13 protein-coding genes are annotated in these 15,209 nt (G+C 45.7%); 11 read left to right on the top strand and 2 right to left on the bottom strand.

Annotation, left to right across the window (positions count from 1 at the left end; genetic code table 11):
* The first annotated feature begins 64 nt into the window (after positions 1 to 64).
* The 5 genes from xdhA (at position 65) to yqeC (ending at position 5,628) form a co-directional block, all read left to right on the top strand.
* A complete protein-coding gene (xdhA, locus tag B9A32_RS13670) occupies positions 65 to 2,374 on the top strand; it encodes a xanthine dehydrogenase subunit XdhA (protein WP_084070086.1) in 2,310 nt (769 codons plus the stop codon).
* Positions 2,367 to 3,245 carry a xanthine dehydrogenase subunit XdhB gene (xdhB, locus tag B9A32_RS13665; RefSeq protein WP_084070010.1) on the top strand — a complete coding sequence of 293 codons (879 nt, stop codon included), beginning with the start codon at positions 2,367 to 2,369 and terminating at the stop codon, positions 3,243 to 3,245. The genes xdhA and xdhB overlap by 8 nt, the downstream gene beginning before the upstream one ends.
* Positions 3,242 to 3,724 carry a xanthine dehydrogenase subunit XdhC gene (gene xdhC / locus B9A32_RS13660; RefSeq protein ID WP_084070009.1) on the top strand — a complete coding sequence of 161 codons (483 nt, stop codon included), beginning with the start codon at positions 3,242 to 3,244 and terminating at the stop codon, positions 3,722 to 3,724. The genes xdhB and xdhC overlap by 4 nt, the downstream gene beginning before the upstream one ends.
* 195 nt (positions 3,725 to 3,919) lie before the next feature.
* The gene (gene yqeB, locus B9A32_RS13655) at positions 3,920 to 4,735 is read left to right on the top strand and encodes a selenium-dependent molybdenum cofactor biosynthesis protein YqeB (protein ID WP_232367163.1); all 816 of its coding nucleotides are present in this window, start codon (positions 3,920 to 3,922) and stop codon (positions 4,733 to 4,735) included.
* Between the two features lie 110 nt (positions 4,736 to 4,845).
* Complete coding sequence (yqeC, locus tag B9A32_RS13650; protein ID WP_084070007.1) at positions 4,846 to 5,628, top strand: selenium cofactor biosynthesis protein YqeC; 783 nt, start codon at positions 4,846 to 4,848, stop codon at positions 5,626 to 5,628.
* Positions 5,629 to 5,767: 139 nt separating this feature from the next.
* Here yqeC and B9A32_RS13645 read toward each other — a convergent pair whose 3' ends face one another.
* Positions 5,768 to 7,057 (bottom strand): CBS domain-containing protein, encoded by a 1,290-nt coding sequence (locus B9A32_RS13645; protein ID WP_084070006.1) that lies wholly within the window; start codon positions 7,055 to 7,057, stop codon positions 5,768 to 5,770.
* Between the two features lie 402 nt (positions 7,058 to 7,459).
* Here B9A32_RS13645 and B9A32_RS13640 point away from each other — a divergent pair, with 402 nt between their 5' ends.
* The gene (locus tag B9A32_RS13640) at positions 7,460 to 7,681 is read left to right on the top strand and encodes a hypothetical protein (protein ID WP_084070005.1); all 222 of its coding nucleotides are present in this window, start codon (positions 7,460 to 7,462) and stop codon (positions 7,679 to 7,681) included.
* 28 nt (positions 7,682 to 7,709) lie between these two features.
* Positions 7,710 to 7,940, top strand: a complete 231-nt coding sequence (locus B9A32_RS21800) for a phosphorothioated DNA-binding restriction endonuclease family protein (RefSeq protein ID WP_084070004.1) — start codon at positions 7,710 to 7,712, stop codon at positions 7,938 to 7,940.
* A 414-nt stretch (positions 7,941 to 8,354) separates the two neighbouring features.
* Here the strand turns inward: B9A32_RS21800 and rsgA are convergent, their stop codons facing one another.
* Positions 8,355 to 9,467 carry a ribosome small subunit-dependent GTPase A gene (rsgA, locus tag B9A32_RS13625; RefSeq protein ID WP_084070002.1) on the bottom strand — a complete coding sequence of 371 codons (1,113 nt, stop codon included), beginning with the start codon at positions 9,465 to 9,467 and terminating at the stop codon, positions 8,355 to 8,357.
* Between the two features lie 612 nt (positions 9,468 to 10,079).
* Between rsgA and B9A32_RS22545 the strand changes: the two genes are divergently transcribed.
* From B9A32_RS22545 to B9A32_RS13605, 4 genes are read left to right on the top strand one after another with little or no spacing between them, the layout of a single operon-like run.
* The gene (locus B9A32_RS22545) at positions 10,080 to 10,169 is read left to right on the top strand and encodes a hypothetical protein (RefSeq protein ID WP_139795829.1); all 90 of its coding nucleotides are present in this window, start codon (positions 10,080 to 10,082) and stop codon (positions 10,167 to 10,169) included.
* Between the two features lie 48 nt (positions 10,170 to 10,217).
* Entirely contained in the window at positions 10,218 to 11,309 is a 1,092-nt protein-coding gene (locus B9A32_RS13615; RefSeq protein WP_084070000.1) for an NAD-dependent epimerase/dehydratase family protein, read from the top strand.
* A gap of 55 nt (positions 11,310 to 11,364) precedes the next feature.
* Complete coding sequence (locus B9A32_RS13610; RefSeq protein WP_084069999.1) at positions 11,365 to 13,584, top strand: PAS domain-containing sensor histidine kinase; 2,220 nt, start codon at positions 11,365 to 11,367, stop codon at positions 13,582 to 13,584.
* Complete coding sequence (locus B9A32_RS13605) at positions 13,581 to 15,029, top strand: sigma-54-dependent transcriptional regulator (protein WP_084069998.1); 1,449 nt, start codon at positions 13,581 to 13,583, stop codon at positions 15,027 to 15,029. Before B9A32_RS13610 ends, B9A32_RS13605 begins: the two co-directional genes overlap by 4 nt.
* The last annotated feature ends 180 nt before the right edge of the window (positions 15,030 to 15,209 follow it).

Raw genomic sequence — 15,209 nt, 5'->3', positions numbered from 1 at the left:
TAAAATTTGCGGTCCAAAGGAGCATTAAACTGTAGCGCTGTTATTTATGAAAGGCAGGTCAATCATGGCAGTCGGTAAATCAGTAAATCGTGTTGATGCAATGGCCAAGGTCACCGGGCGTGCAAAATACACCGAAGATTTTTATCATCCGGATATGCTGGTGGCAAAATATTTCAGAAGTAGCATTGCCCATGGCCGGGTGACCGCCATAAATACTAAGAAGGCTGAAAATCTTGACGGTGTCCATGCCGTATTCACCTATAAAGACGTTCCTGAAAATAAATTTCCCACCGCCGGTCACCCCCTGGCCCTGACAGAGGATCATAAGGATGCGGCAGACCGTCTTCTGCTGACCCGGGATGTCCGGTTCATGGGAGATGAAATCGCCATTGTCGTGGCCCAGAACGAACTGGTGGCCAATGAAGCACTCAAACTTATTGAGGTCTCCTATGATGAGTATCAGCCCCTTATCCTTCCTGAAGATATCCTGGAAGAAAATGCAAGGCAGATCCATGAAGGGTCATCCAATATTGTGGGTGAACACACCTATACCTTTGGCAATGACGTGGATCAGGCCTTTGAAAAGGCCGATCATGTGGTTGAGGGCAGTTTTCGCACCGCCATGGTCCAACATTGTCATATTGAAAATCATATTTCCCATGCCTACATGGATGATCTTGATAAGATTGTCATTGTTTCATCCACCCAGATTCCCCATATTGCACGTCGAATTGTGGGAGAGGTTCTCAATATTCCCTTGAGCCGTATCCGGGTGATAAAACCATTTGTCGGCGGAGGGTTCGGCAATAAGCAGGATGTTATTTTAGAGCCCATGGTGGCTTTTTTGACCCTTAAACTGAATGGCAGGGCCGTTCAGATCAACCTGTCCCGGGAGGAATGTATTATCGGCACCCGGACCCGGCACCCCTTTTATATTGATGTTAAAACAGGTGTTATGAATGACGGTACCATTGTGGCCAGGCACATGGATGCCATTTCCATCACCGGCGCATATGCCTCCCACGGCCATTCCGTTGCAGCTGCCGGCGGCAGTAAGCAAAGCTCATTATATCCCAGGGCAGCAACCTCCTTCCATGCACGGACCCTTTATGCCAATACGCCGGTGGCGGGAGCCATGAGAGCCTATGGATCGCCCCAGATCATCTACGCCCTTGAATGCGCCACAGAGGATGCGGCCAGGAAAATAGGCATGGATTCCGTTGAATTCAGGCTGAAAAATGTTGCCCGCCAGGGTGATATAAATCTGTTGTCCGGCAAAGAAATACTCAGCTGCGGCCTTGCCGATTGTCTGATAAAGGGCAGAGACTTTATTGGCTGGGGTGAAAAAAAGAAAGAGTATGAAAAATTTAAAACCGGACCGGTGCGAAAAGGGCTGGGCCTGGCCTGCTTAAGTTATGCCTCGGGCACCTATCCTGTGTGTGTTGAAATTGCAGGTGCAAGAATCGCCCTGAATCAGGACGGCACGGTCCATGTCATGGTGGGTGCCACTGAAATCGGGCAGGGGTCCGACACGGTGGTGGCCCAGATGGTGGCCCAGACCCTCTCTTTTCCCTATGAAAATGTCCTGGTGGTCCAGGCCCAGGATACCGATGTCACTCCCTTTGATACCGGGGCCTATGCTTCAAGACAGGCCTATGTGGTGAGCAATGCCGTGTTCAGGGCAGCTACGGATCTTCGGGAAAAAATACTGGACCATGCCGCAGTCATGACAGATATCGATGTTGCCGGCCTGGATATTGTGGACGGTAATATCGTGGATACCCGTAAAAGCGCACAGGTCATGGATATGAAAACCCTGGCCATTGACAGCTTTTATCACAAGGAGCGTGGCTGCCAGCTTACGGCTGAAGCCTCTTTTAAAGCCACCACAAACGCCCCGGTGTTTGGCTGTACCTTTGTGGATATCACAGTAAACATCCCCCTTTGTAAAATTAAAATCAACCGGATGATCAGTGTCCACGACTCCGGGGTGATCATCAATCCGGTCCAGTCCGGGGGGCAGATCCACGGCGGCGCCTTCATGGGCATTGGAGCGGCCCTTTCCGAAGAGCTGCTCATTGATCCAAAGACGGGATATATATACAATAATAATTTACTGGATTATAAATTCCCCACATTTACCGATGTGCCCCCCATTCACCATGATTTTGTGGAAACATTTGAACCAACTTCGGCTTACGGCAATAAGGCTTTAGGGGAACCCCCCGTGATTTCACCCCCTCCGGCCATCAGAAATGCCGTTCTGGATGCCACAGGACTTTGCATCAACTCTTTACCCCTGTCCCCCCACACCCTGTTCACCGCATTCAAAGACCATGGCCTTATTGATGAAAAAGGAGGCGATAATGTTTGACATTTCAAGTCATAAAAAGGCCGGTTCAGTTAAAGAAGCCATCTCCCTTTTAAAGGAAAACCCCGATGCAAAACTCATCGCCGGCGGCACTGATGTATTGATCAAACTTCGGGAAGGCAAAAAACAATTTTCACACCTGGTGGATATCCATGGCCTCAAAGAGCTGAATTTTATTAAAAAAGATGGGGACAACACCATTGTCATCGGTTCGGGTACAGTCTTTTCCCAGGTGATTGAATCCGATATCATCAATACCCATATCCCCATGCTTGTGGATGCCGCACAAAGTGTGGGTGGCCCCCAGATTCGAAATATCGCCACCATTGGCGGCAATATCTGCAACGGCGTCACCAGTGCTGACAGCGCCTCGCCTTTATTTGCTCTGAATGCGGTAGTATCCGTTAAGGGCTCTAAAGGTAGTCGTGACATTCCCATTGCAGACTTTTACCTGGGTCCGGGCAAGGTGGACCTTAAACACGGAGACGTTCTCACAGCCATTAAAATCTCTTCAGAAAACCATGATCATGCGTTTGGCTGTTATTATAAATATGCCATGCGCAATGCCATGGACATTGCCACCATTGGCTGCGCCGTTAATTTGAAAACAAAAAACGGCAGGTTACAGGATTATCGTATTGCCTTTGGTGTGGCAGGGCCTGTGCCCATGCGCTGCCCCAGGGCGGAAAATATGGCCAGGGGCCAGGCCCTGTCATCCAGGTTGATAGAGGACATATCCCAAGCCGTGACCAAAGAGGTGACCCCCAGAACCTCCTGGCGGGCTTCCAGAGAATTTCGGTTGAATATCATCACCGAACTTGCAAAAAGGGCCACAATCAAGGCATTGAAGCGGGCCGGGGAGGAATTACCATGACAGATGGACATTTCAGACAAATCTCTTTCACTATTAACGACCGGGAAAGGAGACTTAGGGTTGATATCCGGAAATCACTGGCCGAGGTCCTCAGGGAAGATTTAGGGCTTATCGGCCTCAAGCAGGGATGCGGTGTGGGCGAGTGCGGTGCCTGCTCTGTCATGGTGGATGATGTGCTGGTGGATTCCTGCATTTACCTTGCCCTGTGGGCGGATGGAAAACAGATCCGGACGGTGGAAGGTGAAGCCAGGGACGGCAAGCCGTCAAAGGTTCAGCAGGCCTATGTGGATGAGGGGGCGGTTCAATGCGGTTTCTGCACCCCGGGTTTCATCATGGCCACCACCTCTTTTGTGGAAAAATGTAAGGGCAAAAATGTCAGCCCTGGAGATATTCGAAAAGCCCATGCCGGAAATTTATGCCGGTGCACCGGGTACCAGAATATTTTTACGGCCATTGAAAAAAGCATTGAATCCGATTAAGATCGCTGGGTGCTGGGTGCTGGGTGCTGGGTGCTGGGTGCTGGGTGCTGGGTGCTGGGTGCTGGCTGCTGGCTACTGGGTGCTGGGTACTATCGCACCTCACTTTTTCAATATTTGTTGTGGGCAGGCCAAATCCCCAATACGGTCTGCCCATGGCAGTTCTTCAGTAAATGAGAAAAAATGGGAGATGCCCACTTGAAATTAAATAATATTAAAATACGTGATCTTATTATCGGTATCAAGGGAGCGGGCGAGCAGTCATCCGGTATTGCCTGGCGCCTGTTCCAGGCCAATATACAAAACCTGTTCATGATGGAAAAAAATGCGCCCCTGGCCATACGAAGAAGTGTCTCTTTTTGTGAAGCCCTGTACTGCAACACAAAGGTGGTGGAGGGAGTTACAGCAGAAAAAATTGAGGATCTGAACCGGATCAAATCCACCTGGGACAGGCATCACATTGCCGTGCTCAAGGATCCGAAGTGGGATGCCATCAAAAAGTTATCCCCCCATGTGGTGATTGACGCCACCATTGCCAAAAAAAACCTTGGTACATCCCTTGGGGAAGCGCCCCTGGTCATTGGCCTGGGACCCGGATTTGAAGCTGGAAAGGATGTGCACATGGTCATAGAAACCCACCGGGGCCACAATCTGGGGCGGGTGATTTATCAGGGGACCGCCCTGACCAATACCGGTATCCCCGGCAATATTGACGGGTTTACCATGGAGCGGATATTAAGGGCTCCCATGGGCGGCACCTTTGAATCTGAATACGATATCGGCATGGCAGTTACAAAGGGGCAGGTTGTCGCCATGGTGGCCGGACATCCGGTCACGGCTAAAGTTTCAGGGGTAATCAGGGGGTTGATCAAACCGGGCACCCGGGTTGGAAGGGGGCAGAAGATTGGAGATATTGACCCCAGGGGTGAGGTATCATTTTGCCATACCCTTTCTGACAAATCCAGGGCACTTGGCGGGGCTGTGCTTGAGGCGATTTTAAAAATATATAATTAAGGACCGCAAATTTTATAACTTAAACGAAACAGCTTGCCTTTTGGCCCACCTACTGCGTTGCATCAAAGGCCAAACAGGGCCGAGCAGCATACGCCACCAGGAAGACTGTCATGACCGATCTTAACTCCATTTTGGAACTCAAGAAAAAAGGCATCATCTCAATTATCGGGGCAGGAGGAAAAACAACCCTGATGTTCAAACTGGCAAAAGAGCTTGAATCCAGCCCATTGAACCTTAGGGTATTAACCACCACAACCACAAAAATTTTTATGCCTGCTCCTTCTCAATCTGAAAAAATCCTGGTCACACAATCCATTGATACCCTGCTCAAAAAGTTTACCGCTGAATTACAAGATCATCATCACCTGTCTGCCGCCGGCAGGATTGATGAACGTACTAAAAAACTGGTTGGATTTTCCCCTGAAATCATAGATCAAATTCAACAATCCGGCCTGTTTGACTGGATCATTGTTGAGGCGGACGGTGCTGCACGCAAACCGTTGAAAGCCACGGCTGAACATGAACCCGTGGTTCCTGAAACTTCAAAGTACCTCATTATAGTGGCCGGTCTGGATGCCATTGGCCATCCTTTGGACGACACCCATGTCCACCGGGCAAAAATTTTTTCAAAAAAAACCGGTCTTCCCTTGAACAGTCCTGTCACAGAAGCTGCCGTGGCTGATCTGCTTGCCATTGAAATTCGAAAAGCCCAAAACCAGGCCCCTGATTCGCAGTGTGTGGCATTACTCAATAAAGCCGATGATGAGAAAGCACAGGAAACCGGCAACACCATTGCCAACCTGTTAACGGCTGAAAAATGCTTCCATAAAATTGTGGTGGCGGCACTGCAATCAAAACACCCTGTACCAGAAATAGAGGTGTTGCGAAACTGAATTTTCCATGACAAACGGTTTTAATTTTGATTCTTAATGATTACGATGTTTTTTCCGAATTTTTGATTCGGAAGGGGGCTTCTCGACAGAAAAGTTAAAATCTTGGTAGTAAATATCCGGTCGCCACCCCACCTGTCTTTTAAGTTAAATCGTATATTTGTAACATTAAATCCGTCCTTGTTACTTTGCCAATCAACTCCCCCTTTCTGAGCACCGGCAGCAGGGGGACCCCAGTATCAGAAAGAAGCTCCAAAGCTTCTTTAATTCCTTGCCCGGGGCCAATGGTTGGTAGATTCCTTCGCATAAAAGCCTTGACTGGAGAGGCAAATTGGGAAGCGCGTTTGAGTTTACTCATTTCCACTTGACTCAAAATGCCCAGACATTTGCCTTTATCCACAACCAAAGCAGCATGAAGGCGTTCCTTTTTCAGAATGGTGGCAGCTTCTTCTAATTTCGTATCTGGTTCCAGGCAATTTCCCTTATCTGACATAATTTTTTCAACAGTCATTTTGGGGCGATCCATCTCCTGCACCAGATCACACACCCGGGTGTACAAGGTGGATACATCCCCGGATTTGATCATGGCTGACCCCGCAGCGGGGTGTCCTCCTCCCCCAAGGCTTAGAATGATCTGCCCCACATCCAAATCAGGATGCCCGCTTCGGGCAATGACAATGCTGCTATGGCTGTCCAGCTGGAACACCCCAAAAACAGCATCTACTCCTTTGATTTCTTTATATTTGGTGACAACAGGGGCAAGCATGGTTGAGCCACACTCAAGCCCCACATTGCATACGGCCACTTGAAATCCCCCTACGCTGAACACCTCATCTTCTCCCAGCATCTGGGTCAGGATATCAGTTTGGCCATCATCAAATGAGGAAAAAAGATAAGCAGATGCAACGTTTAAATCTGCTCCGTTCTCAAGTAAAAATCCTGTGATGACTGCATCTCTGGGAGTCACCGACGGATAGGACAGATTGCCGGTATCGTCGTAAATCCCAAGAAGAAACAAAGTGGCATGCATGGGTGAAAAGGCACAGTCCCGGGCCTTCATTGTTTCGAGCATTTGGGTGACATTGGCTCCAATATTCTGAATTTGCAGAAAATTTGCTTTAATGTTTCCGCCTTTCATGTGATGATCCCATATCTGAATATTCAGTCCATCCCGATTTTTTAACTCTTTCATGCGATCCAAGCGTCCCCAATTATTGGCATCCACCACAACAAGTTGTTCCACTGCGTCCAATTCAAAACCCTTGCGCGGTACGATATGAAACAAATCCTGGTGTAGTGAAAGAAAGGCCCTTACATTGGGACGAATTTGGCTGGGCAAAATCGCAAGGGTTCCGGGATACAAAAAAGTGGCCGCCACCAAAGAGGCCAAGGCATCAAAATCTGTATTGGTGTGGGTTGTGGCGATACGCATAAAATGATAATTTCCTTTTTAATAATTGCCACGGGCAGATTTTATTTTGATCCGGTTCTGCCCACAACGAAGATTGAAAATGGTATTGGGTGCCGGAAGGGATATTCAAAGTCATTTGACGTGTCAGGTGTTACAGCACCGGCAACGCCCCACCGCTGTGGGGGATATAAGTACCCGAGTGTATGTTTCTTCACATATCTTTCAAAATAAAATATTGAAATATCAATAATATCTATCCAATGAATGTTAAAGAATATATGTGTGGGTACTTATAGAACATTTAGTCCCGAATTTTTTATACGTGTCATTGTTCGGTTCTCCTTTTTAATGGTGCCTTTTAAAATCTTGACAGCATTCTTTTTTATACATATGATGTGTGCGTTTAAAAATTAGGAAATAATCATGAATATTGGAAAAATCAAGCTAAATATTATATTGCCGGTTGAGCTTGTCCAGAAATTCACAAAAATGGCAGGTCCTCGAAAAAGAAGTCAACTGATAGCTGATTCGGTGGCCCTTCGGATTAAACAGATGAAGAACAAACAACTGGATACGCTTTTGGCTGAAGGATATCATACAGAAAAAGAAGAATCGATTAAAATAATAAAAAAATTGAGGCTTTAGACAGGCATGAGCGGGCTGATTATTAATCATGGATATGGTTACAATAAAATCTATTTTTGATAAAGTCACAATGTGGAAGAGAAGTGGACAAAGAGCGCCTCATAAACCGCTATTAATTTTATATGCTTTGTCGCAATGCATCCAAAATAAAACAAGGTTTATCAGTTTTTCTGATGTTGATGAAAAATTAAAGCAACACATATTCGATGGCACCAAGCGGGTGGGCCCGCCAATTGCATTGTCCAGAGGAACTGGATAGGTCAGCAGATATCGTCGGTACTCAAAAATTTTAAGTAATCCTCTCTGCATGGTGAAAAAATCTCAACGGCCACAGAGTCTTCAATTATCTCGGCTTTATGCTTTACATTGGATGGGATGTTCCAGCTGTCTCCGGGATTTAAGAAACATACTTGCTTTATGTCACCCTTCAGCGATACCCCAAAAGATACGCCAAAATGATATTTTTGTATTTTAAAGGAGCTTGAAATTGAAAAGCTGCGCTCACCTTTCAATCAAAAGTTATAACAGATACGCTTCGCATGCTGATGAACTTTTGATTAAACGACTCAAAAACCATTTCAATAGGTTTTAAGGCTCAACAAACCGCCCGTGCCGATTGAAATCGAAGGGCCCGGGGAATGGGCTTTGCCTCTCCCCGGGCAAAAATGTTTTTTTATGGGCGCTTGTTTTTTTTGTTATTCATGGCTTTTATTTTCAAAGCAATGCCTTTCCAACGTTCTTTTTCCACTCGGTCTGCACTTTTAGTTTGTCGGTCAGATAAATATGCCAATTCGCGTTTCATCTTTTGGTAGCTATCCAACCTCTCTTTTTTTATGGATCCTGTGCTTAGTGCTTGAAGCACTTGACAGCCAGGTTCATGCGTATGGCTGCAATCATGGAAACGACATCTCTTGGCAAGGTGTTCAATTTCTGGAAAAGTGACATCCAGCCCCCCTTCATCATCGTAGAAACCGATTTCCCGAATACCGGGATTGTCAATTACCATACCGCCCTGGGGCATCAATATAAGGCTACGGCTGGTGGTGGTGTGTCTGCCTTTTCCCACGCTTTTGCTTATTACCTTGGTGGCCTGAATGCTTTTTCCATAAAAATTGTTCACCAGTGTGGATTTGCCAACACCGGAAGATCCGAGCATGGCAATGGTTTTGCCCTTTGATAAATAGGGTTCTAAAGAACTTAACCCGTATGGATCTGTTGCCGATACCAGGTGCACAGGAACACCAAATGCCACTTCTTCAACTTCACCCACATAAGATTCAGGATCTTGATGAAGGTCTGCCTTGGTAAGAACAATCACAGGATTCAAGCCACAATTATAAACCAGTGTAAGATATCGTTCTATGCGGCGTATGTTAAAGTCATTGTCTATGCCGCTTACGATAAATACCGTGTCAATGTTGGCTGCAATTACCTGTCTTTTGTTAGGCAGTAGATCTTGTTTGCCGTGTGTGCCGGCAGCTCCCCTGGATAAAGCATTTTTTCGTGGTAATACATCACAAATGACTTTGTCCGTTATTATAACCCAATCCCCTATAACTGGAAACAGCGTGTCCTTGTGATAATTGAGTCGTCCTGCCAAGGTAACGAGCATCTCTTTATTGTTCCGGCCAATAAGAAAATTGTTTTTATGTACTCCGATGATTCTGGCTGGAAACATGTTATCACTGGAAATATTGTCAAAATGATTCTGGAAATAAGAATCCCATCCAAACATGGAAAGAAATTGGGACGTATTGTTTGTTTTTTTATTATTTTTGATCATCATTATTCTTTTCGCCGCCTACTGTTTTTTAAAAATTTACAAGCTGTGTGGGTAGCATGTCCTGCCCTGATTTCAAGCAGTATTGCCGTGGCATTTGCAATCCAATAATACAAATTGAAGAGTAAATCCGATCTCTTTGCCTTGGTAAACGCTACGAATAGTTGAGACCCGCACAGATTGAAAATTTGTTGAAAGGAATGATTTCTTGTGGAGAAAAATCATTGATTCATTTATTTTTACAAATTGTTGTGCTTTTTTGTAGGGGTGTTACCTTGAAAAGGCATAAAAATAACGACGGAACGATGGAAAGAAATCTATCCGGTATGGTTGGGAAAAAATGAAATAGATATAACTGCCACGGGCAGACCGTATTTTGATCCTACTCTGCCCACAACAAAGTTGAAATTAACCCACCGCCGATTGGTTATGCCTTTTGTCGGCAACGGTTGACACAATTTCCAATGAACTCATAAAAAACCCTTTTCTTAAAAGTTAAAAAATGATTTCAGCAAATATCATTTTTTTGGAAATTTTGTCAAGTATCAAGAAAGGCTGCTGTCATAAATTTGGTAAAGTTTCAATCTTTCTGGTTTTTTCAGGTCGGTGGTTGTATTAATGGGGTTGAGTACCGGAATTGTTGGAGGAATGATCCGAGATGTGCCAACAGGCAGAAAAAACTTTATTCTTTCAAGGGCACCTGTATGAGTTTCATAGTTACATGAATAACTTTTCACCAATTCAAGGGGGCTGGCAATGATGAAAAATACCATCCTTATCACCGGCGCAACCGGATATCTTGGTTCTGCGCTCTGTGTTGACCTTTGTTGTGATCATAATATTATAGGGTTGTCTTTAAGGACTCCTTCAAAAAGGTTGGTAGCAGCTGCACCTTCTGTTCAATGGGAAAAAGGCGATGTGGTTGAACCGGGTTGTCTTAGCTGCATATTCAAGGCAAGTGCATCACAGGGAAAGCCCATTGACTATGTTATCCATTTTGCTGCGTACACCGATTACGGCGAAAAATGGCATGATGAGTACAGTAATACCAATGTGCTCGGAACCCGGAACATCATTGATATTGCTTGCGAAGCTGGGGTAAAAAGACTTCTTTTTGCCGGAAGCATTGCTGCTTTGCAGCCGCTTCACCCGGGGGAGGCATTGACCGAAAAATCCTCTGTCTATGGAGATATAGCCTATTCCAGAAGCAAAGCCATGGGTGAGCAATTGCTTTTCAACAATTCAGATCGGATGCGGATTGTTATATTGCGGCTGGGGGGTGTGTTTACCGACTGGTGTGAACTGCCCCCTTTGTTCAGCGTAATGAATCTTTGGAGTAAACCGGTTGTGGGAAGAATGTTGCCTGGGCAGGGCAATTCCGGGTTTCCTTATATTCATCGCAAGGATGTGGTTAAAATTGTCAGGAGAATCATTGACCTGGATGACCGCCTGGAGCGGTTTGAAATATTATTTGCATCTCAGTCCGGCTGTACCCTTCACAAAGATTTATTCCCTGCCATTCGACGGGAATGTGGTCCGGGTTTTTCCACCACCCCGGTGAATATCCCCCCGTTTTTTGCAAAAATTATACTGCATGCAAAATATATCATCAATACTCTACTCAAAAAAAGAACCTATGAGCGGGCATGGATGATTAAATATATCGACCATCCGCTCAGAGTTGACACCACTTATTCGAGAAACAAATTAATGTTATCGCCCAGAAAAGATATTGATATACTTACATATTTGCCGATTCTGATGCGCAATTTTCGCCACCATCACCAAACATGGCTAAGACGCAATATTAACAGAAATGATCAAAAATACGATTATTATCCCGATTAATCCAGAGCCTGCAAAGGCGCATTTTCCTTTTGGAAAAAATCCTGGTTATAGATGATTGATTGGCATTTTCCACCTGTCCGTTTCCATGGGTGATCTTGATGGTGGCTGGAATATTAAAAAAAGAGACAGAGCATTGAATTTTAAGAAAAATTATCTATTCATGGGGATTTTGCTGGTGGCTATTATACTCCTGGCTGCCATCACCTGGAACAGCACCCGGATCATCACGGAACGTACCGTTGAAAATCATCAGCAAAGCATTGCTGTTGAACTTGGTAAAACCGTTGAATTGTGGCTCAAACAGCACATGAATATCATTGATGCCACAGGCATTGCATTGCAGGAAATCTCCATTGGTGAGACCCGGGAAACCAAACGGATTTTGCAGGTGGCCACCCGGGCCGGTGACTTTTCAGATGTATATATTGGACGACCCGACGGGATCATTATTTTGGGCTCCCAATGGATTCCACCTGCCGGGTATGATCCCCGCATACGTCCCTGGTTCCGCAAAGCAGTGCTGGAAAATCGTACAGCATTTACCAATCCCTACCAGGATTTGACCACCATGAAAATGGTCATTGCCATTGTCAGACCCCTGTGGATCAAAGATGTTTTTGCCGGTGTGCTCAGTTCAGATATCATCCTGGATACCCTTAAAAAAAATCTTCTCAATGCAAAGATCGGTACCTCTGGCTACTCGTTTATTATTGATGACCAGGGTACCATCCTGGTGCATCCCAATGGTGCTTTTGAGATGACCACCCAATTCCAGAGCTTAAACTCCACATTGTCCAATGTGCTGGAACATTTTAAAAAATCATCCACTGGTTCTTGGCATTATAATATGGATGGAAAAGAGATGATCCTCTCCCATAGGAGTCTGGCTGGATCTCACTGGTATCTTTGTACAACAGTGGAGAAACAAGAGGCGTATACACTGGCCAAAAATACCGCCATGCTGTTTGCCATGGAGATGGTATTTAAGATTCTTGGGGTATTGGCCCTGTTGACTCTGTTGGTTATTTGTGCCAGTGCAGCAGCTTTTTTGATTTCCAGACGACAATTTGACGCCATTGTTGCAAAGCACAAACAGCTTTTGTCGGGTAAAGACAAAGATTTGAAGGGAGAAATAAGCCGTCGTAAAGATATGGAAACCCGTTATCATACCATTTTTAATATGGCAACCAACGGGATTTTGCTGAGCCGAGGCAATGTGTTTGTGGAATGCAATAAAAAATCAACAGAATTGTTTTACATGTCCCGCCGCAGAGTTCTGGGCAAAACCCTGCTTGATTTTTCACCGGAAAGGCAACAGAATGGGCAGGAGAGCCGTTTAATCTTTAAGATGATTAATCAAAAGCTTTGTTCAGACAGACAGCAAAATTTTAAATGGTTTTTTCAACGGGGGGATGGCACTCAGTTTCCGGCGGAAGTGAGCATGAAGCTGCTTCAATTGGGTGGGGATGTGGTCACCCTTTCCAGTATTTGGGATATCTCCAAGCGGGAGAATGCAGAGCATCAGCTGCGTCAGGCCCAGAAAATGGCAGCCATGGGTGAAATGATGAGCTCCATTGCCCATCAGTGGAGACAGCCCTTGAATGCTCTTTCCACCTATGTTGCAAGTTTGATACCTGCTTTTTATAACGGTATGCTCAATCAGGCTTTTGTGGAAAAGATGGTATCTGAGTCCGATGCCCAGATTCAGTTCATGTCATCCACTATTAACGATTTCAAGGAATACTTTAAACCCTCTAAATCAAAACTTGTTTTTGATGTGAACGATGTTGTTGACAGAGCTGTGAATCTCATGAAATTGCAGTTGAGACAAAGCTGGGTGGTTCTTCATATCCATGAAGATGATACAAACAAAAATATTTCTGTGCTTGGATATAAAAATGAGTTTGTCCATGTGCTGGTAAATATTATCTCCAATGCCAGGCATGCCATCAAAGAAAAGCAAAAACTGCTTGGAAATGAGGAAACGCCCGGTCGCATTGATATCACCGTTTCTCAACAGGGCAAAAATCAGGTGCAGATCATTGTTATGGATTCCGGCACCGGGATACCCGGGCATCTCCTGGAAAAGGTATTTACGCCTTATTTTACTACCAAAGGGACTGCTTCTGGGACCGGGATCGGGTTGTACATGGCTAAAATGATCGTGGAAAATGAAATGCAGGGCAGTATTACAGTGGAAAATCACATAAATGGGGCAAAAATAAAAATTACTCTTCCCCTGGCCGATACAGTGGAACAAAGGGATATTCAATGATCAATTTCAGCCATACAGATGTCCATGTTATCATCGTGGATGACGAACAGTCGGAACTGGATGCCTATAGTTTTCTTTTGCAGTCCATGGGGGTCAAACACATTAAAACGGTGAAGGACAGCAGGAATCTCATGGGACTCCTGGAAAGCATTTCCAATGCCATTGTGTTTCTGGATCTGAACATGCCTCATAAATCAGGCCAGGAGGTCCTTGCAGATATGCGGGAACTGTATCCCGGCATTCCGGTGATAATCTGCACAGCCAATTCCGACATTACAATGGCAGTGAAATGCCTGAAGCTGGGGGCCCATGATTATCTGCTCAAACCCATTAATATGAATAGCTTTGGTTCGGCTCTTAGAAATGCATTGGAGATTCAATCCCTGAGAAACGAGGTGATGAGCCTTAAGGGGATACCCCGTGGGGATCATCTTAAATTTCCCGATTTTTTTTCCCGTATTATTACCTGTGATTCAGTGATGCAAGGTATTTTCCATTACATTGAATCCATTGCAGCAAGTGGGCAACCGGTGCTGGTCATGGGTGAAACCGGTGCCGGCAAAGAGCTTATTGCACGGGCCGTCCACGATGTGAGTCAAGTGCCGGGACCCTTTGTGGCAGTGGATGTTTCCGGGTTGGATGATACCTTGTTTGCCGATACCCTTTTCGGTCACGAGAAGGGAGCTTATACCGGTGCGGCAACCCATCGTTCTGGATTGCTTGAAAGGGCCGATAACGGTACCATATTTCTGGATGAGATCGGTGATTTAAGCCGGGTCTCCCAGATAAAACTTTTGCGCCTGCTCCAGGAGGGGATTTACTATCCCCTGGGATGCGATGAACCCAGACAATGCCGGGCCCGCATCATTACAGCCGCCAATAGAGAGCTGAACCGATCCATGGGGCAAGACCATGGCTTTCGCATGGATCTTTATTATCGGTTGAGCACGCATTTGATACGAATCCCTCCCTTAAGGGAACGAAGGGAGGATATTTCTCTGTTGGTTGACCACCTGATCCATGAGGCGGCAAATAGTATGGGCAAAGAAATCACCGCCGTGGATCAGGAGCTTTTGCCCCTGCTCAAAGCCCATCCGTTTCCCGGCAATGTCAGGGAACTGAAAACTTATATATACGATGCCGTGGCCCAGTGCAACACCTCTGAACTGACGGCCCATGCAGTAAAAGATCGCTTGTCCCAAAGCGGGGCCGGTTCACTCATTACCATGGACCAATCTGCATCCCTTGCATCTTTATTTGGGCATTTTCCAACCCTTTCTGAACTCACTGAGTATGCCGTTGACAAGGCACTTGATCTCACTGAGTATAATCAAACCCAGGCTGCAACCCTATTGGGGATTTCCAAACAGGCATTGAGTAAGCGCCTCCAGAAACGAAAAAAAGCTTGCCGGTCAACCAGGGGAGACAATGTCAACCATTGTTGACTTCCGGGGTTGACATGTGTTGTTGTTTTTTCCTGTCTTTGAAGCCATAAAGCCCATTTTTTCTCCATGGCACGTTCCTTGTATATACAGACTTTAAATTCTTTTATTCAATGTACATTGAACATGGCGGACACCCTTCCGGCACGGCACCCCCGTGTTCCCTGGAATTCTTTTACAAGG

It is taken from the genome of Desulfocicer vacuolatum DSM 3385 (genome assembly GCF_900176365.1).
GTDB lineage: Bacteria > Desulfobacterota > Desulfobacteria > Desulfobacterales > Desulfobacteraceae > Desulfocicer > Desulfocicer vacuolatum.
The sequence above is the reverse complement of the archived record's forward strand: the minus strand, read 5'-3'. Positions and strand labels throughout refer to the sequence as shown.